The organism is Stenotrophomonas sp. Y6, assembly GCF_022436665.1.
In the GTDB taxonomy this organism is placed as follows: Bacteria; Pseudomonadota; Gammaproteobacteria; order Xanthomonadales; family Xanthomonadaceae; genus Stenotrophomonas; species Stenotrophomonas acidaminiphila_A.
Map to the genome: position 1 here is coordinate 393,383 of NZ_JAKUKB010000003.1, position 22,854 is coordinate 416,236.

The 22,854-nt window shown below is 68.8% G+C and carries 20 protein-coding genes; 11 read left to right on the plus strand and 9 right to left on the minus strand.

The window, feature by feature from the left end; all coding sequences use genetic code 11:
- Nucleotides 1-120: 120 nt before the first annotated feature.
- From MKP15_RS05260 to MKP15_RS05270, 3 genes are all read right to left on the minus strand, one after another.
- Nucleotides 121-1,329, minus strand: a complete 1,209-nt coding sequence (locus MKP15_RS05260; protein WP_240212010.1) for an acetyl-CoA C-acyltransferase — start codon at nucleotides 1,327-1,329, stop codon at nucleotides 121-123.
- Nucleotides 1,330-1,403: 74 nt separating this feature from the next.
- Complete coding sequence (locus tag MKP15_RS05265) at nucleotides 1,404-3,776, minus strand: 3-hydroxyacyl-CoA dehydrogenase/enoyl-CoA hydratase family protein (RefSeq protein ID WP_240212011.1); 2,373 nt, start codon at nucleotides 3,774-3,776, stop codon at nucleotides 1,404-1,406.
- Between the two features lie 31 nt (nucleotides 3,777-3,807).
- Nucleotides 3,808-4,461: a TetR/AcrR family transcriptional regulator gene (locus MKP15_RS05270; protein ID WP_240212012.1), complete on the minus strand. Its 654-nt coding sequence runs from the start codon at nucleotides 4,459-4,461 to the stop codon at nucleotides 3,808-3,810.
- Between the two features lie 209 nt (nucleotides 4,462-4,670).
- Between MKP15_RS05270 and ndk the strand changes: the two genes are divergently transcribed.
- From ndk to guaA, 11 genes are all read left to right on the plus strand, one after another.
- Nucleotides 4,671-5,096, plus strand: a complete 426-nt coding sequence (gene ndk, locus MKP15_RS05275; protein WP_104938969.1) for a nucleoside-diphosphate kinase — start codon at nucleotides 4,671-4,673, stop codon at nucleotides 5,094-5,096.
- A 23-nt stretch (nucleotides 5,097-5,119) separates the two neighbouring features.
- On the plus strand, nucleotides 5,120-6,337 hold the full coding sequence (gene rlmN, locus MKP15_RS05280) for a 23S rRNA (adenine(2503)-C(2))-methyltransferase RlmN (protein WP_104938968.1): 1,218 nt from the start codon (nucleotides 5,120-5,122) through the stop codon (nucleotides 6,335-6,337).
- Entirely contained in the window at nucleotides 6,330-7,121 is a 792-nt protein-coding gene (gene pilW, locus MKP15_RS05285; RefSeq protein WP_237723439.1) for a type IV pilus biogenesis/stability protein PilW, read from the plus strand. The genes rlmN and pilW overlap by 8 nt, the downstream gene beginning before the upstream one ends.
- A gap of 24 nt (nucleotides 7,122-7,145) precedes the next feature.
- Nucleotides 7,146-7,979 (plus strand): RodZ domain-containing protein, encoded by an 834-nt coding sequence (locus MKP15_RS05290; protein ID WP_240212013.1) that lies wholly within the window; start codon nucleotides 7,146-7,148, stop codon nucleotides 7,977-7,979.
- A gap of 58 nt (nucleotides 7,980-8,037) precedes the next feature.
- Nucleotides 8,038-8,679 carry a tetratricopeptide repeat protein gene (locus MKP15_RS05295; RefSeq protein WP_104938967.1) on the plus strand — a complete coding sequence of 214 codons (642 nt, stop codon included), beginning with the start codon at nucleotides 8,038-8,040 and terminating at the stop codon, nucleotides 8,677-8,679.
- On the plus strand, nucleotides 8,679-9,875 hold the full coding sequence (gene bamB / locus MKP15_RS05300) for an outer membrane protein assembly factor BamB (RefSeq protein WP_240212014.1): 1,197 nt from the start codon (nucleotides 8,679-8,681) through the stop codon (nucleotides 9,873-9,875). The genes MKP15_RS05295 and bamB overlap by 1 nt, the downstream gene beginning before the upstream one ends.
- A 12-nt stretch (nucleotides 9,876-9,887) precedes the next feature.
- Complete coding sequence (gene der / locus MKP15_RS05305; protein WP_161613707.1) at nucleotides 9,888-11,288, plus strand: ribosome biogenesis GTPase Der; 1,401 nt, start codon at nucleotides 9,888-9,890, stop codon at nucleotides 11,286-11,288.
- A 99-nt stretch (nucleotides 11,289-11,387) separates the two neighbouring features.
- The gene (gene moeB / locus MKP15_RS05310; RefSeq protein WP_240212015.1) at nucleotides 11,388-12,527 is read left to right on the plus strand and encodes a molybdopterin-synthase adenylyltransferase MoeB; all 1,140 of its coding nucleotides are present in this window, start codon (nucleotides 11,388-11,390) and stop codon (nucleotides 12,525-12,527) included.
- A gap of 81 nt (nucleotides 12,528-12,608) precedes the next feature.
- Nucleotides 12,609-13,493 carry a bifunctional methylenetetrahydrofolate dehydrogenase/methenyltetrahydrofolate cyclohydrolase FolD gene (gene folD, locus MKP15_RS05315; RefSeq protein ID WP_240212016.1) on the plus strand — a complete coding sequence of 295 codons (885 nt, stop codon included), beginning with the start codon at nucleotides 12,609-12,611 and terminating at the stop codon, nucleotides 13,491-13,493.
- Between the two features lie 184 nt (nucleotides 13,494-13,677).
- Complete coding sequence (gene guaB, locus MKP15_RS05320) at nucleotides 13,678-15,135, plus strand: IMP dehydrogenase (RefSeq protein WP_104940209.1); 1,458 nt, start codon at nucleotides 13,678-13,680, stop codon at nucleotides 15,133-15,135.
- A gap of 106 nt (nucleotides 15,136-15,241) precedes the next feature.
- Nucleotides 15,242-16,807, plus strand: coding sequence for a glutamine-hydrolyzing GMP synthase (gene guaA, locus MKP15_RS05325; protein WP_240212017.1), 1,566 nt, complete (start codon nucleotides 15,242-15,244; stop codon nucleotides 16,805-16,807).
- Between the two features lie 130 nt (nucleotides 16,808-16,937).
- Here guaA and MKP15_RS05330 read toward each other — a convergent pair whose 3' ends face one another.
- From MKP15_RS05330 to MKP15_RS05355, 6 genes are all read right to left on the minus strand, one after another.
- Complete coding sequence (locus MKP15_RS05330) at nucleotides 16,938-17,801, minus strand: DMT family transporter (protein WP_275692492.1); 864 nt, start codon at nucleotides 17,799-17,801, stop codon at nucleotides 16,938-16,940.
- 32 nt (nucleotides 17,802-17,833) lie between these two features.
- The gene (gene murB, locus MKP15_RS05335; protein WP_240212018.1) at nucleotides 17,834-18,874 is read right to left on the minus strand and encodes a UDP-N-acetylmuramate dehydrogenase; all 1,041 of its coding nucleotides are present in this window, start codon (nucleotides 18,872-18,874) and stop codon (nucleotides 17,834-17,836) included.
- The gene (locus MKP15_RS05340) at nucleotides 18,871-19,926 is read right to left on the minus strand and encodes a quinone-dependent dihydroorotate dehydrogenase (protein WP_240212019.1); all 1,056 of its coding nucleotides are present in this window, start codon (nucleotides 19,924-19,926) and stop codon (nucleotides 18,871-18,873) included. The genes murB and MKP15_RS05340 overlap by 4 nt, the downstream gene beginning before the upstream one ends.
- A gap of 5 nt (nucleotides 19,927-19,931) precedes the next feature.
- On the minus strand, nucleotides 19,932-20,702 hold the full coding sequence (locus tag MKP15_RS05345) for a class I SAM-dependent methyltransferase (RefSeq protein ID WP_240212020.1): 771 nt from the start codon (nucleotides 20,700-20,702) through the stop codon (nucleotides 19,932-19,934).
- A gap of 7 nt (nucleotides 20,703-20,709) precedes the next feature.
- The gene (locus MKP15_RS05350) at nucleotides 20,710-20,997 is read right to left on the minus strand and encodes a DUF4190 domain-containing protein (RefSeq protein ID WP_104938950.1); all 288 of its coding nucleotides are present in this window, start codon (nucleotides 20,995-20,997) and stop codon (nucleotides 20,710-20,712) included.
- Nucleotides 20,998-21,196: 199 nt separating this feature from the next.
- Entirely contained in the window at nucleotides 21,197-22,729 is a 1,533-nt protein-coding gene (locus MKP15_RS05355) for an aldehyde dehydrogenase family protein (protein WP_104938949.1), read from the minus strand.
- Nucleotides 22,730-22,854 lie beyond the last annotated feature (125 nt).

The window sequence follows — 22,854 nt, forward strand, 5'->3', positions numbered from 1 at the left end:
GCCCGAACGCCCAGCCGCCAGCGGCTGGGCCGGACCGCGGAGCTGGGGTTACGGCGTGTCCCGGGCAGTCTCACCCACCCGCGCCCCACCGCCAACAATCAGTCGGCAACGCGTTGAACCTTACAGCGCCTCGAAAATACCCGCCGCGCCCATGCCGGTGCCGATACACATGGTCACCATGCCGTACTTCTGCTGGCGACGACGCAGGCCGTGCAGCAGGGTGGCGGTGCGGATCGCGCCGGTCGCACCCAGCGGGTGGCCCAGGGCGATCGCGCCGCCCAGCGGGTTCACCTTGCTCGGGTCCAGGCCGCAATCGCGGATCACCGCCAGCGACTGCGCGGCGAAGGCTTCGTTGAGCTCGATCCAGTCCAGCTGGTCCTGGGTCAGACCGGCCTGCTTCAGGGCCTTCGGGATCGCGGCGATCGGGCCGATGCCCATCACTTCCGGACGCACGCCGGCCACCGAGAAGCTGACGAAACGCGCGAGCGGGGTCAGGCAGTAATCCTTGATCGCCTGCTCCGAGGCCAGCAGCACGGCACCGGCGCCATCGCTCATCTGCGAGGAGTTACCGGCGGTGACGGTGCCGCCGAACTGGCCGTTGCGGAACACCGGACGCAGCTTGGCCAGGCCTTCAGCCGAGGAATCCGGGCGCGGGCCTTCGTCGGTGTCAGCGACCCTGTTGCGGGTGATGATGCGCTGGCCATCGGCCAGGTCCGGCAGGTGCGAGACGATCTCGTACGGGCTGATCTCGTCCTTGAATTCGCCGTTCTGGATCGCGGCCATGGCCTTCTGGTGCGAGGCCAGGGCGAAGGCGTCCTGGTCTTCGCGCGAGACCTTCCACTCTTCGGCGACCTTCTCGGCGGTGATGCCCATGCCGTAGGCGATGGCCACGTGATCGTTGTCGAACACGCTCGGCGCCATCGCGATCTTGTTGCCCATCATCGGCACCATCGACATCGATTCGGTGCCGCCGGCCAGCATCAGGTCGGCGTTGCCCAGGCGGATAGCGTCGGCGGCCTGGGCCACGGCCTGCAGGCCGGAGGAGCAGAAGCGGTTCACGGTCTGCGCGGCGATGGTGTTGGGCAGGCCAGCCAGCAGCACGCCGATGCGCGCCACGTTCATGCCCTGCTCGGCTTCCGGCATGGCGCAGCCGATGATCGCGTCATCGATGCGGTTGACGTCCACGCCCGGGGCCTGGGCGACGACGCTGCGCAGCACGTGCGCAAGCATGTCGTCGGGGCGGGTGTTGCGGAACATGCCCTTGGGCGCCTTGCCCACCGGGGTGCGGGTGGCGGCGACGATGTAGGCGTCCTGGATTTGCTTGGTCATTGTGGTGATCTCTCGAATTTTTTAGCCGGGGTGCCGACCCATGGCCGGCACCCACCGAAAGCAGGGAAGGGCGATCAATTGCGCAGCGGCTTGCCGGTCTTGAGCATGTGCGCGATGCGGGCCTGGGTCTTTTCCTGCTGGGCCAGTTCGACGAAGTGCTTGCGCTCCAGGGTCAGCAGCCACTCTTCGTCCACCACGGTGCCGCGGTCGACCTTGCCGCCGCACAGCACGGTGGCGATGCGCTCGGCGATCTCGTAGTCGTACGCGCTGATGAAGCGGCCCTCCAGCATGTTGACCAGCATCATCTTGAAGGTGGCGATGCCGACGTCACCGGCCACCTGGATGCGGCGTGCCGGCAGCGGCGGGCGGTAACCCGCCTCGGCCAGCGCACGCGCTTCGGCCTTGGCGATGTACAGCGCCTCGTAGCTGTTGAACACCACCTTGTCGGTGCTGCGCAGCAGGCCCAGTTCCTTGGCGTTGACCGCCGAGTTGGAGACCTTGGCCATCGCCACGGTCTCGAAGGTCTTCTTCAGTTCGGCGAACACGTCGCCACCCGGGCCCGCGGCCTGCGAGGCGCGCACGGCCAGTTCCTTCAGGCCGCCACCGGCCGGCAGCAGGCCGACGCCGGCCTCGACCAGGCCGATGTAGCTTTCCAGGAACGCCACGGTCTTGGCGCTGTGCATCTGGAACTCGCAGCCGCCACCCAGCGCCAGGCCACGCACCGCGGCCACCACCGGCACCAGCGAGTACTTGATGCGCTGGCTGGTGCGCTGGAAGTTGGCGACCATTTCCTCGAACTGGTCGACCTTGCCGGCCTGCAGCAGGCCGAGGGCACCGGCCAGGTCGGCACCGGCGGAGAACGGTTCCTTCTGCTGCCAGATCACCAGGCCCTGGAAATCCTTCTCGGCGCGGCTGACGCATTCCTGCAGGCCGTCCAGCACCTGGTCGGACACGGTGTTCATCTTGGTCTTGAAGCTGACCACGGCGATGCCATCGCCGTCGTGCCACATGCGCAGGCCGTCGTTCTCGAACACGGTCTCGCCCGGCGCGAACGTTTCGCCCAGCAGCGGATCCGGGAAGCGCTGGCGCTGGTACACCGGCAGCGACGAGCGCGGCAGCTTGGCGTTGCGCGACGGGCTGTAGCTGCCCTCGGCGGCGTGCACGCCATCGCGGCCATCGAACACCCAGTCCGGCAGCGGGGCGTTGCTCATGCTCTTGCCGGCGACGATGTCATCGGCGATCCACTGCGCGACCTGCTTCCAGCCGGCGGCCTGCCAGGTTTCGAACGGGCCCAGCGACCAGCCGTAGCCCCAGCGGATCGCAAGATCGACGTCCCGCGCGGTCTCGGCGATGTCGGCCAGGTGGTAGGCGCTGTAGTGGAACAGGTCGCGGAAGGTCGCCCACAGGAACTGCGCCTGCGGGTGCTGGCTCTCGCGCAGCCTGGCGAACTTCTCGGCCGGGTTCCTGATCTTCAGGATCTCGACCACTTCCGGCGCGGCGGCGCGGTCGGCCGGACGGTAGTCCTGCTTCTCCAGATCCAGTACCACGATGTCCTTGCCGACCTTGCGGAAGATGCCGGCACCGGTCTTCTGGCCCAGCGCGCCCTTGGCGATCAGCGCATCCAGCCACTTCGGCGACTTGAAGAACTCATGCCAGGGGTCGTTCGGCAGGGTGTCGCCCATGGTCTTGATCACGTGGGCCATGGTGTCCAGGCCGACCACGTCGGAGGTGCGGTAGGTCGCCGACTTCGGGCGGCCGACCAGCGGGCCGGTCAGGCCGTCCACTTCATCGAAGCCCAGGCCGAACTGCTGGGTGTGGTGGATGGTGGACAGGATCGAGAACACGCCGATGCGGTTGCCGATGAAGTTCGGGGTGTCCTTCGCATACACCACGCCCTTGCCCAGGGTGGTGACCAGGAATGCTTCCAGGCCTTCCAGCACGGCGGCATCGGTGGTGGTGGCCGGGATCAGCTCGGCCAGGTGCATGTAGCGCGGCGGGTTGAAGAAGTGCACGCCGCAGAAGCGGTGGCGCAGCTGTTCGGGCAGTACGTCGGCCAGCTTGTTGATGCCCAGGCCCGAGGTGTTGGAGGCCAGCACCGCGTGGTCGGCCACGAACGGGGCGATCTTCCTGTAAAGGTCCTGCTTCCAGTCCATGCGCTCGGCGATGGCCTCGATGATCAGGTCGCAGTCCTTCAGTTGCTCCAGGCCGGAGTCGTAGTTGGCCGGGGTGATGGCTTCGGCCAGCGACTTGCTGGCCAGCGGCGCCGGGCTCAGCTTGCCAAGGTTGGCGATCGCCTTGAGCACGATGCCGTCGGCCGGGCCTTCCTTCGCCGGCAGGTCGAACAGCACGGTGTCGACGCCAGCGTTGGTGAGGTGGGCGGCGATCTGGGCACCCATGACGCCGGCACCCAGCACGGCGGCGCGGCGGATCAGCAGGGAATTGGACATGGTGTAGGGCCTTTGTTGGTACCGGGTGGAATCAGGGGGAGGTGGGCGTGGCGGCGCCGTGTGCGCTGGCGCGGAACCCGGCCTCGGCGAAATGGATCAGTTCATTGGCGGCCTTGCTGCGGTGGGCGGCCTCGCTGATGCCGTGCGGGCGCTTGATCAGGCCGAAATCGGCCATCGCGTAGGTCAGTGCGCCGGCGAGGAAGTCCAGCCGCCAGTACAGCTCTTCCTTGCTCAGGCCGGGCACGCAGGCGCCGATGGCCTTGCCGAACTCACGCAGCACGTGGCCGTAGTGGTCGGACAGGAACTTGCGCAGGTTGTCGTTCTTCTCGGCATAGGCGCGGGCGATCACCCGCACGAACGCGCCCCCGCTCTGCCGGTCCTGCGCCATCGCCAGCGCCGGCTCGACGAAGGCGGCCAGCACCGCGCGCAGGTCACCGGGGCGGATGGCGCGGGCCTGCTCCAGCTGGGCCAGGCGGGCGGCGGTCATTTCGTCCATGCGCCGGCGGAACACCTCGTTGACCAGGTTTTCCTTGGAGCCGAAGTGGTAGTTGACCGCGGCGATGTTGACGTCGGCGTGGCTGGTCACCTGCCGCAGCGAGGTGCCGGCGAAGCCGTACTGCGCGAACAGTTCCTCGGCGGCGCAGAGGATGCGGTCCTTGGTGGAGAAGCTGGCGGGTTTGCCCATGGCGATGCAGTCAATCAAACGATTGTTTGGATGCTACGCCCGGTGGGGCGCAGGGTCATGCTGCTTTGCAGCATCATTTATCTGACGCTGTGCAAAGCCCCCGGGCACCCGTTAGAATTGGCAACCGCAATTCAGGCTAAGCCCGCGTCCGCACGCGGGTTTTTTTCATGTACCCTCGGGCCGACCGGCCCCAAATCCGGAGAATTCCCATGGCGCTGGAGCGCACCCTTTCCATCATCAAGCCCGATGCCGTCGCCAAGAACGTGATCGGCGAGATTTACGCCCGCTTCGAAAAGGCCGGCCTGAAGATCGTGGCTGCCAAGTACAAGCAGCTGTCGCGCCGCGAGGCCGAAGGCTTCTACGCTGTGCACCGCGAGCGTCCGTTCTTCAACGCGCTGGTCGAATTCATGATCTCCGGCCCGGTGATGATCCAGGCGCTGGAAGGCGAGAATGCCGTGCTGGCCCACCGCGAACTGCTGGGCGCCACCAATCCGAAGGAAGCCGCGCCGGGCACCATCCGCGCCGACTTCGCCGAATCCATCGACGCCAACGCCGCCCACGGCTCGGACTCGGTCGAGAACGCCGCGATCGAGATCGCCTACTTCTTCGCCGCCACCGAAGTGGTCTCGCGCTGAGCAGTACGTAGAAGGTTGAAGCCGTGAACGAGGTCGTACAGTCCCCCGCCATCCAGCCGCTGCCGAAAACCACGCCGGCGGCTGGCAAGCAGAACCTGCTCGACCTCGATCGCGCGGGCCTGGAGACGTTCTTCGTCGAGACGCTCGGCGAACAGAAGTTCCGCGCCCACCAGGTGATGAAGTGGATCCACCACCGCTACGTCACCGATTTCGACCAGATGACCGACCTCGGCAAGTCGCTGCGCGCCAAGCTGCAGCAGCATGCCGAGGTCGTCGTCCCCAATGTCGTGTTCGACAAGCCGTCCGCCGACGGCACCCACAAGTGGCTGCTGGCGATGGGCGTGGATGGCAGGAATGCCATCGAGACCGTGTACATCCCGGACAAGACCCGCGGCACGCTGTGCGTGTCCTCGCAGGTCGGCTGCGGCCTGAACTGCACCTTCTGTTCGACCGCCACCCAGGGCTTCAACCGCAACCTGACCACCGCCGAGATCATCGGCCAGGTGTGGGTCGCCGCGCGCCACCTGGGCAACGTGCCGCACCAGATGCGCCGCCTCACCAACGTGGTGATGATGGGCATGGGCGAGCCGCTGATGAATTTCGACAATGTCGTGCGTGCCATGAGCATCATGCGCGACGACCTGGGCTACGGCCTGGCCAACAAGCGCGTGACCCTGTCCACGTCCGGGCTGGTGCCGCAGATCGACCGCCTGTCGGTCGAAAGCGACGTGTCGCTGGCGGTGTCGTTGCATGCGCCCAACGACGCGCTGCGCGAAACCCTGGTGCCGCTCAACAAAAAGTACCCCATCGCCGAATTGATGGCGTCCTGCGCGCGCTACCTGCGCGGCAACAAGAAGCGCGATTCGGTGACCTTCGAATACACCCTGATGAAGGGCATCAACGACCAGCCCGAGCACGCCCGCCAGCTGGCGCGGCTGATGCGCCAGTTCGACAACGCGGTGCAGGCCAAGGACTCGGGCAAGGTCAACCTGATTCCGTTCAACCCGTTCCCGGGCACCCGCTACGAGCGTTCGGACGAGGAGCAGATCCGCGCCTTCCAGAAGATCCTGCTCGACGCGCAGGTACTGACGATGGTGCGGCGCACCCGCGGCGACGACATCGATGCCGCCTGCGGCCAGCTCAAGGGCCAGGTGATGGATCGCACCCGTCGCCAGGCCGAGTTCAACCGGCTGCTGCAGGCCCAGGACGCGCCCCCGGCGCAGCGGGACGCGCTTGGTTGAGCGCCTGCTCGCGTCGGTGCTGGTCCTGCTGCTGCTTGCCGGCTGCGGGCATGGCACCAAGGCGACCAGGGTCCGCTGGGGCCAGGAGATGGCGCAGCCCGTAGAGGTGCATGACGACCGCCAGGTGCGCGCGCGCCTGCGCTACCAGGAACTGCTGCGGCTGGTTGGGGACCGGCTGGGCCGGGGCGACCTGGATGGCGCCTTCAAACACGCCCGCTCGGCGCAGAGGCTGGCGCCGGACGATCCGGCGGCCTACACCCTGCAGGCGGTGATCGAAGGGCGGCGGGGCAACATGGAGGAGGCCGGCCGGCTGTACCGGCGCGCCGCCGAGCTTGCGCCACGCCAGGGCGACGTGCTCAACAACTATGGCGCCTGGCTGTGCGCCAACGGCCATCCGGCCGAGGCGCTGGTCTGGTTCGACCGCGCCGTGGCCGATCCCGGCTACCAGGAACGTGCCGACGCGCTGGCAAACGCGGGCGGCTGCGCGCTGGAAGCGGGACAGGGTGAGCGCGCCGGGCAGGACCTGCGCCAGGCGCTGGAACTTGACCCGGACAACGCATATGCGCTGGAGGCGATGGCGCGCAACGAGTTCCGGCTGGGGCGCTATTTCGAGGCGCGCGCGTTCTACCAGCGGCGCCTGGCGGCTGCGCCGGCCACGGTTTCCGTGTTACAACTTGCCATTCAGATTGAAGAACGGCTGGGCGACAGCAGTGCCGTCAGCCGATACCAGCAGCGGTTGCGTGAGGAATTTCCTGCCGGCGCAACCCCGAATTCCCAGGGCTGATGCATTGTGAGCAATGATCCGGGTATGAACGCTTTTGAGGGGGCGGTGGGCTGCGGGGAGCAGCTTCGCCAGGCGCGCCAGGCGGCTGGCCTGTCGCTGGAGGAAGTGGCGGGGCGGCTGCACATGCCGGTGCAGGTGGTTGCCGCGCTGGAGCAGGAGCATTGGGAGCGCCTGGGCGCGCCGGTGTTCGTGCGTGGCCAGCTGCGCAGCTATGCGCGGCTGCTGGGCGTCAACCTGGACGGGCTGCTGCAGCAGGCGCGGATCGCGCCGGTCGAGCCGCCCAAGCTGGTCAGCCATACGCATACCCCGCGCGTGCGCCGGGTTGTCGAGAGTCTCGGTCGCCGGGCGGTGTACGTGGTGATCACCGCGGTGCTGGCGGTGCCGGTCTGGTACGCCTTCCAGAGCAAGTTCGGCGATGCGCCGCCCAGTACCGCGTCGCTGGACGTGGTACCGGACCCGGCGTCGGTGGCCGCTGCCGGTAGCGCCGGCAGCGACGAAGCGGCGGCACGCCCGCAGCAGGAGCGGGCGCCCTACATCGCATCGATGGCGCCCCTCGCGCGGCAGGCGGCGGAGCCGCAGGCGCTGGCGTCGGCGGGCATGAGCCTGGAGTTCCGCGGCGACAGCTGGGTCGAGGTCTCCGCGCCGGATGGTTCCATCGTCGAGAAGGCGCTGATCCGCGCCGGCGAGAAGCGCAGTTACAGTCCCGGTCAGGTCGGCCGCATGAAAGTAGGCAACGCTTCGGAAGTGGACTTCCGCCAGAGCGGTGGCAATGTCGACCTGGCGCCGTTTACAAGCGGTAATAATGTGGCCCGCTTTACGGTATCCTCTGACGGCTCCGTGGCGCCGGTTTCGCACTGAAACAAGCGCAGATCAAAACATCAAGGCTCCCCCGGCAGGAGTGGAGCGAGAGTTACGCATGGCGATTGACGACCTGCTCGACGAGCATGAACAAGGCGAACGTGTCCGCACCTGGCTGCGCCAGAACGGCGCTGGGATCATTGGCGGGGTGGTGCTTGCGCTGGCCTTGATCATGGGCTGGAAGTGGTGGCAGAACGACCAGGTGGGCAAGCTGGCGCAGGCCAACAGCCGCTATGACGCGGTCAGCCGCAGCCTGCAGTCCAAGAACCTGGACGAGGCCGCCAAGGAAGTGGCGGCGCTGGAAGGCAGCAAGGCCGGCATCTATGCCGACCTCGCCGCGCTGGAGCTGGCCAAGGCGCAGGTCGAGGCGGGCAAGAACGACGATGCGATCAAGACCCTGCGCGGGTTGAAGGTCGAAGGCGAGTTCAAGCTGCTGATCGACCAGCGCATTGCCCGCCTGCTGATCGAAACCGGCAAGGCGGCCGAAGCACAGGCCCTGCTTGGCAAGGCCGATGACAGCGCCAGCCTGGAGATCCGCGGTGACGCGCTGGTGGCGCAGGACAAGCGCGAGCAGGCGCGCGAGCTGTACGCGCAGTCGCTGGCCAAGCTCGACGTCGCCGCGCCGCAGCGTCGCCTGCTCGAAATCAAGCTGATGGACGCCGGCGGTACCGTCGCCGACCCTGCGGCGGAGAAGAACTGATGAAACTCAAGCATGTGGCGGGCATCGCGCTGGTCGCGGTGGCGCTGAGCGGTTGCTCGACGGTCAAGGGCTGGTTCGCGGGCAAGGATGCCGAGGCCAAGAAGGCGCTGGAGCCGGCCGAACTGGTCAAGTTCGAGCCCACGCTCAAGGTCAACCGCATCTGGTCGGCCAACGTCGGCAAGGGTGAAGGCCGCATCGGCGTGCGCCAGGCACCGGCCGTGGCCGATGGCCGTGTCTATGCCGCGGCGGTCGAAGGCGGCGTGCATGCGCTCGACCTGCAGACCGGCAAGCAGGTGTGGGAATACACGCCCGCCAAGGAAAAGAAGAAGGCCAAGCTGCGCCTGTCCGGTGGCCCGGGCGTGGGCGAGGGGCTGGTGGTCATCGGCACGCTGGACGGCCAGGTGATCGCGCTGGACGCGGCCGACGGCAGCGAAAAGTGGCGCGCGCGCGTCCCCGGCGAGATCATCGCCGCCCCGGCGGTCGCGCAGGGGCTGGTGTTCGTGCGCAGCAACGACGGCCGCACCACCGCGCTGGATGCCGGCAGCGGCGAACGGCGCTGGTTCAATGCGCAGGAGCTGCCCTCGCTGACCGTGCGCGGCAACGCGCCGGTAGTGGCGGGCCCGGGCGTGCTGTTCATCGGCAACGACGATGGCACCCTGGCGGCGCTGGCCATGCAGGACGGTCGCCCGCTGTGGGAGCAGACCATCGGCACCCCGGAAGGGCGTACCGAACTGGAGCGCATGGCCGACGTCGATGGCGCCCCGGTGCTGGAAGGCAACAACCTGTACGTGACCAGCTTCAAGAACCAGACCCTGGCGATCGAAGGCCCGAGCGGGCGTCCGCTGTGGTCGCGCGACCATGGCGGCGGTGGCGGCCTGGCCGTCTCCTCCGGCCACGTGGTGGTCACCGACGGCAAGGGTACGGTCTACGGCCTGGACAAGACCTCGGGCGCGGCGATGTGGTCGCAGCAGGCGCTGGCGCGGCGCTCGGTGACCGGCCCGGCGATCCAGGGCGATTACGTCGTGGTCGCCGATTACAAGGGATACCTGCACTGGCTGCAGATGGGCGATGGCGCCCTGGCGGCCCGTGAAAAGAGCGGGGGCGACCCCGTGGTCGCGCAACCCATCGTCGCCGAAGGCGTGCTGCTGGTGCAGAACGTGGACGGCAAGCTGACCGCCTGGCGGTTGGCGAACTAAGGAGTCCAAGCGATGCTGCCTTTGGTCGCCCTGGTTGGACGGCCGAATGTCGGCAAGTCGACCATCTTCAATGCCCTGACGCGCACGCGTGACGCCTTGGTCCACGACCAGCCCGGCGTCACCCGCGACCGCAACTACGGCGTGTGCCGGCTCGACGAAGACAACCCGTTCCTGATCGTCGACACCGGCGGCATCGCCGAGGAAGAGGAGGGCCTGGCCGGCGCCACCGCGCGGCAGGCGCGCGCCGCCGCCGCCGAGGCGGACCTGATCCTGTTCGTGGTCGATGCCCGCGATGGCACCTCGGCGCTGGATGACGAGATCCTGGCGTGGCTGCGCAAGCTGTCGCGGCCCACGCTGCTGCTGATCAACAAGATCGACGGCACCGACGAGCAGGACGTGCGCTCGGAATTCGCCCGCTATGGCTTCGGCGAGATGCTCACGGTCTCGGCCGCGCACCGCCAGGGCCTGGACGACCTGCTCGAGGAGATCGTCGGGCGCCTGCCCGAAGAGGGCACGACCGAGACCCTGGACGACGACCCGGCACGGGTCCGCATCGCCTTCGTCGGCCGTCCCAATGTCGGCAAATCGACGTTGGTGAACCGCCTGCTGGGCGAGGAGCGCATGATCGCCTCCGACGTGCCCGGCACCACCCGCGATTCGATTTCCGTGGATCTCGAGCGCGACGGCCGCCTGTACCGGCTGATCGATACCGCCGGCCTGCGCCGCAAATCGCGCGTGGACGAAGTGGTCGAGAAGTTCTCGGTGGTCAAGACCCTGCGCTCGATCGAGGAGTGCCAGGTCGCGGTGCTGATGCTCGATGCCAGCGAAGGCGTCACCGACCAGGACGCCAGCGTGCTGGGCGCGGTGCTCGATGCCGGGCGCGCGCTGGTGATCGCGATCAACAAGTGGGACGGGCTGACCGACTACCAGCGCGAACAGGCCGAAACCCTGCTCTCGCTCAAGCTCGGCTTCGTGCCCTGGGCCGAGGTGGTGCGGATCTCCGCCAAGCACGGTTCGGGCCTGCGCGAGCTGTTCCGCGCGGTGCACCGCGCGCACGCCTCGGCCACCCACGAATTCAGCACCAGCGAAGTGAACAAGGCGCTGGAAATCGCCTACGAGAGCAACCCGCCGCCGAGCATCCGCGGCCATGTCTCCAAGCTGCGCTACGTGCACCCGGGCGGCACCAACCCGCCGACCTTCATCGTGCACGGCACGCGCCTGAAGGAGCTGCCGGACTCGTACAAACGCTACCTGGAGAACTTCTTCCGCAAGCGTTTCAAGCTGGTGGGCACGCCGGTGACGTTCCTGTTCCGCGAGGGCGCCAACCCTTACGAGGGCAAGAAGAACGTGCTGACCGAGCGCCAGGTCAAGGCCAAGCGGCGGCTGATGAAGCACGTCAAAGGCAGGAAGTGATCACGCAGGGGCGGCCGCAGGACCGCCCTTTTCGTTTGTGCCCTGCCGATGGCGGGATGAATCCCGGCGCGCGCCGGAGCCATGGCCGATAATCCCGCCATGAGCATCCGCGAGCTGACCCCGCAACAGGCCCGTGCCCGGCAGCTGGCCGGCGCGGTGATGATCGACGTGCGCGAAGCGCACGAACGCGCCGGCGGCATGGCCGAAGGCGCGCGCGGGGTTGCCGCTGGCGACCTGCTGGCCGCGCCCGCCAGCGCCCTGCCGTCGCCGCAACAGGAGATCATCCTGATCTGCCAGAGTGGCAGGCGTTCGCTGGATGCGGCGGTGGCCTTGCAGACGGCCGGCTACACGCACCTGGCGTCGGTTGCCGGCGGAACGCTCGCGTGGCGGGCGGCGGGCCTGCCGCTGGTGCAGCCGCTGCTCGACGCGGGCGAACGCGACTTCTACGACCGCTATTCGCGGCACCTGCTGCTGCCGCAGGTGGGCGAGGCCGGGCAGCGGCGCCTGCAGCGCGCCCGCGTGCTGGTGGTCGGTGCCGGTGGGCTGGGCGCGCCGGCCGCGTTCTACCTGGCCGCGGCCGGGGTGGGGCGGCTGCGCATCGTCGACGACGACGTGGTCGAGCGCAGCAACCTGCAGCGCCAGATCATCCACGCCGATGCCGCCATCGGCAGCCCCAAGGTGGAGTCGGCGCGCGCGCGGCTGCTGGCGCTGAATCCTTACATCGAGGTGGAGGCGATCGCGCAGCGGGTGACGTCGGCCAATGTCGACGCGTTGATGGAGGGCGTGGACGTGGTGCTGGACGGTTCGGACAACTTCCCGCTGCGCTACCTGCTCAACGACGCCTGCATCAAGCACGCGCGGCCGCTGGTGTACGCCGCGATCGAGCGGTTCGACGGCCAGGTCGGGGTGTTCGATGCCGGCCGCCGGCGCGGGCAGGCGCCGTGCTACCGCTGCCTGTTTCCGGAGCCGCCGCCGCCCGAATTCGCGCCCAACTGCGCCCAGGCCGGGGTGCTCGGCGTGCTGCCGGGGCTGGCCGGGGTGATCCAGGCCACCGAAGTGCTCAAGCTGCTGCTGGAGATCGGCCAGCCCCTGGCCGGGCGCCTGCTGCGTTTCGATGCGCTGGGCATGCGCTTCCGCGAGACCCGCGTGCATCCGGATCCCGATTGCCCGGTCTGCGCGCCGGGCCGCGCGTTTCCCGGCTATATCGACTACGCCGCGTTCTGCGCCCATCGCGGCTGATCGCGGCTGCCGGGCGCGCGGCGGGATGTCGCGCCGCGCCGAATCGGGGACAATAGCCGGCCCGTTCCCGCCTCCACGCCCATGACCCTGCCTGCCGACGCCTCCACGGCCACTGCCCGCATCCTCGATGGCCGCCGCATCGCCGAAGAACTGCTCGACGACCTGAAGCTGCGCGTGGACGCGCGGATCGCGGCCGGGCGCTCGCGGCCGGGGCTGGCGGTGGTGCTGGTCGGCGGCGACCCGGCTTCGGCGGTGTACGTGCGCAACAAGCGTCGTGCCGCGCAGAAGGTCGGCATCGAGGCATTCGACCATGACCTGCCCGAGGGCACGACCGAGGCGCAGCTGCTGGAGCTGATCGACCGGCTCAACGCCGACCCCAAGATCCACGGCATCCTGATCCAGCTGCCGCTGCCGGGCATCGCCGACGCCAACCGGCTGATCCAGCGCATCGACCCGCGCAAGGACGTGGACGGCTTCCATCCGCAGAACGTGGGGCACCTGGCGCTGCGCGAGTTCGGCCTGCGCCCGTGCACGCCGCGCGGCATCATCACCCTGCTGGCGCATACCGACCAGCCGGTGCGCGGACGCAACGCCACCATCGTCGGGGTCAGCAACCACGTCGGCCGGCCGATGGGGCTGGAACTGCTGATTGCCGGCTGCACCGTCACCAGCTGCCACAAGTTCACCCCGCGCGAGGAGCTGGAGCGGGCGGTGCGCAACGCCGACATCCTGGTGGTGGCGGTGGGCATCCCGCAACTGGTGCCGGGCGAGTGGGTCAAGCCCGGGGCGGTGGTGATCGACGTCGGCATCAACCGCATGGACGATGGCCGCCTGGTCGGCGACGTCGGGTTCGAAGCGGCGTCGCGCCGCGCCAGCTGGATCACCCCGGTGCCGGGCGGCGTCGGCCCGATGACGGTGGCCACGCTCATGCAGAACACCATCGAGGCGGCCGACGCGGCCGGCTGAACGGCCACCGGCGGCGGCCACCGCCCTGCCGGTTCTTACCGGTGCCTGCCGCGCGGGCGCAGGCCGGCCGTGGCCGCGGCCCTGAACCATCGGTGCCGGCGCGACACTGCGTCGCACCGGCCCCCTGCCATCGGCGCCCGAACAAGGGTAAAATGACGCGCTTCCCCACATCTCGGGTATGCCGATGCTGCGCATCCAGGCTGAAGCACTGACCTACGACGACGTCTCGCTCGTCCCCGCCCACTCCACGATCCTGCCCAAGGATGTCGACCTCGGCACGCGCCTGACCCGCGACCTTCGGCTGCGGCTGCCGATCGTCTCGGCGGCCATGGATACGGTCACCGAGGCGCGCCTGGCCATCGCCATGGCCCAGCTCGGCGGCATCGGCATCATCCACAAGAACCTGCCGCTGGAGCAGCAGGCGGCCGAAGTGGCCAAGGTCAAGAAATTCGAATCCGGGGTGATCCGCGACCCGATCACGGTCGGCCCGGAGACCAGCATCCGCGAAGTGCTGGCGCTGACCCGCGCGCACAACATCTCCGGCGTGCCGGTGGTGGGCAGCGACGGCCTGCTGGCCGGCATCGTCACCCACCGCGACATGCGCTTCGAGACCGAACTGGACGATCCGGTCCGCCACATCATGACCAAGAAGGACCGGCTGGTCACGGTGAAGGAGGGCGCGGCCTCGGACGAGGTGCTGTCGCTGCTGCACAAGAACCGCATCGAGAAGGTGCTAGTGGTCAATGACGCGTTCGAACTGCGCGGCCTGATCACGGTCAAGGACATCCAGAAGAAGACCGACAACCCCAACGCGGCCAAGGACGCGGCCACGCGCCTGCTGGTCGGTGCCGCGGTCGGCGTCGGTGGCGATACCGACCGCCGGGTCGAGGCGCTGGTCGCCGCCGGGGTGGACGTGCTGGTGGTGGATACCGCCCACGGCCACTCGCAGGGCGTGCTGGACCGCGTGCGCTGGGTCAAGAAGCACTTCCCGCAGGTACAGGTCGTCGGCGGCAACATCTGCACCGGCGAGGCGGCGCTGGCGCTGCTGGACTGCGGTGCGGACGCGGTCAAGGTCGGCATCGGCCCGGGCTCGATCTGCACCACGCGCGTGGTCGCCGGCGTCGGCGTGCCGCAGGTCACCGCGATCGATCTGGTCGCCGAAGCACTGCAGGACCGCATCCCGCTGATCGCCGACGGCGGCATCCGCTATTCCGGCGACATCGGCAAGGCGCTGGCCGCCGGCGCGTCGACGGTGATGATCGGCGGCCTGCTGGCCGGCACCGAGGAATCGCCGGGCGAGACCGAGCTGTTCCAGGGCCGCTCCTACAAGAGCTACCGCGGCATGGGTTCGCTGGCGGCGATGGAAAAAGGCTCCAAGGACCGTTATTTCCAGGATGCGGCCACCGCCGACAAGCTGGTGCCGGAAGGCATCGAGGGCCGCGTGCCGTACCGCGGCCCGGTCGGCGGCATCATCCACCAGCTGGTCGGCGGCCTGCGCGCGACCATGGGCTACGTGGGCTGCGGCACCATCGAGGAGATGCGCAGCAAGCCGAAGTTCGTGAAGATCAGCGGCGCCGGCCAGCGCGAGAGCCACGTCCACGACGTGCAGATCACCAAGGAACCGCCGAACTACCGCGCCTGACGCGGAACGAGCGAAGAGGAACGAGGACCGCTGTCCCGTTCCTCTTTCTCTATACGCCGCCGGCATCCGCATCGCCCCCGTTTTCCGACTCATCGTTCCAGGCCCCATGACCAACATCCACAACGACAAGATCCTCATCCTCGATTTCGGCGCGCAGTACACCCAGCTGATCGCGCGTCGCATCCGCGAGTTCGGCGTGTATTGCGAAATCTGGGCCTGGGACCACGATCCGGCCGAGATCGCCGCGTTCGGCGCCAAGGGCATCATCCTGTCCGGTGGCCCGGAATCGACCACGCAGGACGGCGCGCCAGCCGCGCCGCGGGAAGTGTTCGACAGCGGCCTGCCGCTGCTGGGCATCTGCTACGGCCTGCAGACCATGGCCAAGCAGCTGGGCGGTGGCACCGAGGCCGCCGACCAGCGCGAGTTCGGCCATGCCGAAGTGAAGCTGCTGGGCCACGACGGCCTGCTCGGCGGGCTGTCCGACCATAACGGCGAACCGCGCCTGGACGTGTGGATGAGCCATGGCGACCACGTCACCCACGTGCCGCCGGGCTTCGTCATCACCGCGGTGACCGACCGCATCCCGGTGGCGGCGATGGCCAACGAGGAAAAGCGCTGGTACGGCGTGCAGTTCCACCCGGAAGTGACCCACACCAGGCAGGGTTCGGCGCTGCTCAAGCGTTTCGTCACCGACATCTGCGGCTGCGCCACGCTGTGGACCGCGGCCAACATCATCGACGACCAGATCGCCCGCGTGCGCGAGCAGGTCGGCAGCGACGAGGTGATCCTCGGCCTGTCCGGCGGCGTCGATTCGTCGGTGGTCGCCGCGCTGCTGCACAAGGCCATCGGCGCGCAGCTGACCTGCGTGTTCGTCGACACCGGCCTGCTGCGCTTCCAGGAAGGCGACCAGGTCATGCGCATGATGGCCGAGAACATGGGCGTGAAGGTGGTGCGGGTGAACGCCGCCGACCGCTATTTCAAGGCGCTCGAAGGGGTCAGCGACCCGGAAGCCAAGCGCAAGATCATCGGCAACCTGTTCGTCGAGATCTTCGACGAGGAGTCGGCCAAGCTGAAGAACGCCAAGTGGCTGGCGCAGGGCACGATCTACCCCGACGTGATCGAGTCGGCCGGCAGCAAGACCGGCAAGGCGCACGTGATCAAGAGCCACCACAACGTGGGCGGCCTGCCGGAAGACATGAAGCTCAAGCTGGTCGAGCCGCTGCGCGAGCTGTTCAAGGACGAAGTGCGCCGCCTCGGCGTCGAGCTCGGCCTGCCGCGCGCCATGGTCTACCGCCACCCGTTCCCGGGCCCGGGCCTGGGCGTGCGCATCCTCGGCGAGGTGAAGCGCGAATATGCCGAGCTGCTGGCCAGGGCCGATGCGATCTTCATCGAGGAACTGCGTGCGGCCGACCTGTACGACAGGACCTCGCAGGCGTTCGCGGTGTTCCTGCCGGTGAAGTCGGTCGGCGTGGTCGGCGATGCACGCGCCTACGAATGGGTGATTGCGCTGCGCGCGGTGGAAACCATCGACTTCATGACCGCGCACTGGGCGCACCTGCCGTACGACTTCCTCGGCCGCGTGTCCAACCGCATCATCAACGAACTGCGCGGCGTCTCGCGCGTGGTCTACGACATCTCCGGCAAGCCACCGGCGACGATCGAGTGGGAGTGATCCGCGGTTGAGGGCCTGTCCCGGGTAGTGCGCGGGACGGGTGAGCCGGGGCCAACGGCAGGCCCTGGCCTCCGCCCTGTATGGCAGTGCGTACCAACCTGGTGCGCAGGGCCGCCTCCGGGGCGGCCGCTCAGGGCGCCAGCTTGCGCCGTTGGCGCGCCAGCACCGCTTCGCGGTGGGCGATGTAGGCGTTGGCGGCGAGGATGATCGCCGCGCCGAGCAGGGTCCAGTGGTCGAGGGTTTCGCCGAACAGCAGCCAGCCCAGCAGCACCACCAGCGGCAGCTGGGTGAAGCTGATCGGGGTCAGTGCCGAGACTTCGCCCAGCCGCAGCGCGCGCGTCCACAGCAACTGCCCGATGGTGCCGAGGATGCCGGTGGCGAGCAGCCACAGCCAGGCGATGCCGGTCGGCCAGGTCCACACGAACAGCGCCGGCAGCAGCGACAGCGGCACCCAGAACACATAGGTGTAGAACACCACCGTATCCGGGCCGTCGATGCGGGTGAGCTGCTTGATCTGGATCGATACCAGCGCGCTGAGCATGGCCGCCGACACCGCGACCAGGCTGCCGGCCTGGAAGCCATGCGCGCCGGGCCGCACGATCACCAGCACGCCGATGAAGCCGGCGATCACCGCCGCCCAGCGGCGCACGCGCACGGTTTCACCCAGCCACAGTACCGCGGCGATGGTCACGAACAACGGCGTCGAATAGGACAGCGAGACCGCCTGCGACAGCGGCAGGTGGCCCAGTGCCCAGAAGCCGCACAGCATCGACGCCAGGCCGATCGCGCTGCGCAGCAGGTAGCGCGGCAGTTGCCGGGTGCGCAGCGGCGCGTGGCCAGGGCGCAGCAGCACCGGCAGCAGCGCGAGCAGGCCGAAGGCGTTGCGGAAGAACGCCACTTCCTGGGTGGGCACGTGGGCCGTCGCCAGGCGGATGGCGATGGCCATCAGGCCGAAGGCCATGGCGCTGCCGAACATCAGCAGCGCCGCGCGCAGCGGGGCAGGGCCGGGAGCGGCCGCGACGGCGTTCACCAGCGCGCGCCGACCAGCCGCGGTTCGGGCTCGATCGGCACGCCGAAAGTCTCCAGTACCGAAGCGGAGATGCGGCGGGCGAAGGCCAGCAGTTCGGCGCCACTGGCGTTGCCATGGTTGACCAGCACCAGTGCGTGGTCGGGCGAAACGCCGGCATCGCCCTCGCGCCGTCCCTTCCAGCCGCAGGCCTGGATCATCCACGCCGCCGACAGCTTGCGCTGGCCTTCGTCCTCCCCCGGGAACACCGGCAGCGCCGGGTGCTGGTGTGAGAGCAGTTCGGCCTGCTCGCGCGGCAGGATCGGGTTCTTGAAGAAGCTGCCGGCATTGCCGAGCACGTCCGGGTCGGGCAGCTTGCGGCGGCGGATGGCGATGACCGCGTTGGCGACGTCGGCGGCCACCGGCAGTTCCACGGCCATGGCCTGCAGTTCTTCGCGGATGCCAGCGTAGTCCAGGCGCAGTTCGTGCAGCAGCGGCAGCCGGAACTGCACCGCGGTGATCAGGTAACGGTCGGCCTCGTGCTTGAACAGGCTGTCGCGGTAGCCGAAGCGGCAGGCCGCCTGGTCCAGCTGCACCCATTCGTGCCGCACGGTGTCCCAGGCCTCGACCAACTGGATGAACTCGCCGACCTGGGCGCCGTAGGCGCCGATGTTCTGGATCGGCGCTGCACCGACGGTGCCGGGAATCAGCGCCAGGTTCTCCAGCCCGGACAGGCCTTCGGCCAGCGACCACATCACCAGTTCGTGCCAGACCACGCCGGCCCCGGCGCGGACCACGGCATGGTCGGCGCGGTGCTCGAGGATCGCGATGTCGCGGTTGTCGAAGCACAGCACGGTGCCTTGCGGGTCGGCGGCGAGCAGCACGTTGCTGCCACTGCCCAGCACCAGCAGCGGCGATGGCGCCACCGCGGCCAGGGCCTCGGGCAGCGCGGCCGTATCGTGCACGCGCAGCAGCCGTGGCGCGCGGGCGGCGACATGGAAGGTATTGAGGGATCGCAGCGGGGCGTCTGTGGTCAGCGACCAGGGTGCAGCGGTTGTCATAGCGGGGCGACGGCGCCTCGGGAAGGTGCCTCGCGGCGGCGGCGGATGGCATCGGCGCACTCGCCGATCAGTGCCGGGCCGCGGAAGATCAGTCCGCTGTAGCACTGCACCAGGGTCGCGCCGGCGGACATCTTGGCCACCGCGTCGGCGCCGGACTGGATGCCGCCCACGCCGATCAGCGGGATGCGCTCGGGCAGGCGCGCGCGCAGCCGGCGCAGCACCAAGGTGGACTGCCCCAGCAGCGGCGCGCCGGACAGGCCGCCGGTCTCGGCCGCGCGCCGGTCATGCTCCACGCCTTCGCGGCCGATGGTGGTGTTGGTGGCGATCACGCCGTCCACTTCCAGTTCGCTCAGCACCCGGGCGGCGGCTTCGATGTCGCGGTCGCTCAGGTCCGGCGCCACCTTGACCAGCATCGGCACGCGCCGGCCGTGCTGGGAGGCCAGGCGTTCCTGCGCGTCGCGCAGGCCGCCGACCAGCCGCCGCAGCGCCTGCTCTTCCTGCAGCTCGCGCAGGCCGGCGGTGTTGGGCGAGGAGATGTTGACGGTGACGTAGTCGGCCAGCGGGTACACCTTCTCCAGGCACACCAGGTAGTCGGACAGCGCGTCCTCGTTGGGGGTGTCCTTGTTCTTGCCGATGTTGATGCCCAGCGGCCCGGTGCGCTGGCTGCTGCGCTCGACGTTGCGCACCAGTGCGTCGACGCCGGCATTGTTGAAGCCCATGCGGTTGATGATGGCTGCGTGCTGCGGCAGCCGGAACAGCCGCGGCTTCGGGTTGCCTGCCTGCGGCCGCGGGGTGACGGTGCCGATCTCGACGAAGCCGAAGCCCAGGCCGAACAGCGCGTCGATATGCTCGCCGTTCTTGTCCAGGCCGGCGGCCAGCCCCACCGGGTTTGGGAAGTCCAGGCCGAACACCGTGGTCGGCATCGGCGCCGGCCGCGCCGCGAGCAGCGGCGTGGTGCCGGTGCGCCACGCCAGCTCCAGCGCGGACAGCGCCAGGCCATGGGCGCGCTCGGCGTCGAAGGCGAACAGGAAGGGGCGTACGAGCGGATACATGGGGTTCAGTCCAGCGTGCCGACGAAGGCACGGGTTCGGTATTCGAAGGCGACCCGTCCGTCCACCGCATGGGTGTCGAACAGGGCGCGCAGGGCGTGCAGCATCGGCTCGTGGCGCGGATGGCCGGCCTGCGGTGCATAAGAGGAGGACAGCAGGCGGCCGCGCAGGCCGTCGAAGTCCAGGTGCTGCGTGTTGGGCAGCTGCAGCTGGCCGCGCAGGCCGCGGCCGAACCACGCGCGCATGGCGTCGTCGTCCGGGTAGCGTTCGGCCACCGCGTCGTAGTCGGTGCCGTAATCCAGCAGCAACTGCTCATAACCGGACAGGAAGGGAGAGGCGTCGAGCAGGCGCGAGTTCCAGTACACCAGCGCCATGCCGCCCGGACGCAGGATGCGGCGCCATTCCGGCCGCAGCGCACCGGTGTCGAACCAGTGGAACGCCTGGGCGGCGCTGACCAGGCCGACGCTGGCGTCGGCCAGCGTGGTCGCTTCGGCGGTGCCGGCCACGAAGGTCAGCTGCGGATGATCGGCGGTCAGCCAGTGCTCGGCGGCCGCGCGCATCGCGGCATTGGGTTCGACCGCGACTACCGGGTGGCCGGCGTCGAGCAGCAGGCGGGTGGAGATGCCGGTGCCGGCACCGATGTCGGCGACCGGGGTGGTGGCCGGGACGCCGATGTCGCGATGCAACCAGTCCAGCAGCGCCGGCGGGTAGCCGGGGCGGTAGCGGACGTAATCGGCCACCCGGCTGCTGAAACGCGCGGTTGGATCGTTCGGCTGCACGCCTGCCTCAGGCGTTCAGCGTGGCCAGCCAGGCCAGACCGCCGAAGAACAGGATGAAGGCGAGGATGGCGATCACCCACAGCGCCACCGACGCCCAGCCCAGCACCAGCCCGGTGATGGCCAGGCCGTCACCGTCGAGCTGGCCGTTGCTGCGGCGGATCTCGCCGCGCGCCATGTGGCCGAAGATGATGCCGCCGAGGCTGCCCAGGAGCGGCAGCAGGGTCCAGCCGAGGATGCCGGCGACCAGGGCGATCACGGCATAGCTGCTGGTCTGTCGTGGTGCGGGAATGCTCATGGTTGGACTCCGTTGCTGGGGGGTGGGGTCGCTCTCCCGGTGGGAGAGGGAGGCGGCGGCGGGCGGCCCGCCGTTGCCTTTGTGCTGCCGTCTGCCGCCCCGATCCGGCGCGGCACCAGCCTGGTTCGGCTACCGGCAGTACCAGGCGCCGCGGCCATGCCGCCGCGGCGCCGTCGTCAGCAGGCGAAGGCCGACGCCATTACAGGTCGAACTTGATGCCCTGGGCCAGCGGCAGCGAGTCGGAGTAGTTGATGGTGTTGGTCTGGCGGCGCATGTAGACCTTCCACGCGTCAGAACCGGACTCGCGGCCACCACCGGTTTCCTTCTCGCCGCCGAACGCGCCACCGATCTCGGCACCGGAGGTGCCGATGTTGACGTTGGCGATGCCGCAGTCGCTACCGGCCGCGGACAGGAACTTCTCGGCCGACTTCAGGTTGGTGGTGAAGATCGACGAGGACAGGCCCTGCGGCACGCCGTTCTGCATGTCGATGGCCTCGTCCAGGGTCGTGTACTTCATCACGTACAGGATCGGCGCGAAGGTCTCGTGCTGGACGATCTGGTCGCTGTTCTTCAGGCCGGTGACGATCGCCGGCAGCACGAAGTTGCCCGGGCGGTCGATGGCGGTGCCGCCGGTCTCCACGGTGCCGCCGGCGGCCTTGGCCTTCTCGATCGAGGCCAGGAACTGCTGCACGGCCTCGGGGCTGTTCAGCGGGCCCATCAGGTTGGCCGGGTCGGTCGGGTCGCCGATCTTGCCTTCCACCTGCTTGTACGCCTTGACCAGGGTGGCCAGCACGTTGTCGTAGATCGATTCGTGCACGATCAGGCGGCGGGTGGTGGTGCAGCGCTGGCCGGCGGTGCCGACGGCGCCGAACACGATGCCCGGCACGGCCAGCTTCAGGTCGGCGGTCTCGTCCAGGATGATGGCGTTGTTGCCGCCCAGTTCCAGCAGGCAACGGCCCAGGCGATGGGCAACGCGCTCATTGACGATGCGCCCGATCTGGGTGGAACCGGTGAAGGAGATCAGCGGCACGCGCTTGTCGTCCACCAGCTTCTCCGACAGCGCGGTGCCGGCATCGTTGATCAGGAAGAAGATGTCCGGGAAGCCGCCTTCCTTGAGCGCCTCGTTGCAGATCCTCATCGTGGCGATGGCGGTCAGCGGGGTCTTGTTGGACGGCTTCCAGATGCAGACGTCGCCGCAGATCGCGGCCAGGAACGCGTTCCAGGCCCACACCGCGACCGGGAAATTGAACGCCGAGATGATGCCGACCAGGCCCAGCGGGTGGTACTGCTCGTACATGCGGTGGCCCGGGCGCTCGGAGTGCATGGTGTAGCCGTACAGCATGCGGCTCTGGCCCAGCGCGAAGTCGGCGATGTCGATCATCTCCTGCACTTCGCCGTCGCCCTCCGGCTTGGACTTGCCCATTTCCAGGGCGACCAGCGAACCCAGCGCGTCCTTGTGCCTGCGCAGTGCCTCGCCGCACAGGCGCACGGCCTCGCCACGGCGCGGGGCCGGGGTGGTGCGCCACGCCTTGAAGGCTTCCTGCGCGCGGGCGATCACGGTCTCGTAATCGGCTTCGGTGGTGGCCTGCACCTGGGCGATGACTTCACCGGTGGTCGGGTTGCGCGGCGAGAGCACGCCCGCGCCGGTGGCCGCTGACCACTGGCCATTGCCCAGGTAGGTGCCAGCGTTGGAAGCCTCGAGGCCGAGCGCCTTGAGCATTTCGAAGGACATGAAATCTCCTGATTGCTTTGCGTTGGGGGGCGCAGCCGCTGGCAACGGTGGGGTGCGGCGTGCAGAACGGCGATTTTAGCAGAGCCGCGCACGCTTCTTGGCCCGGGTGGATGCCGGATGCGGGG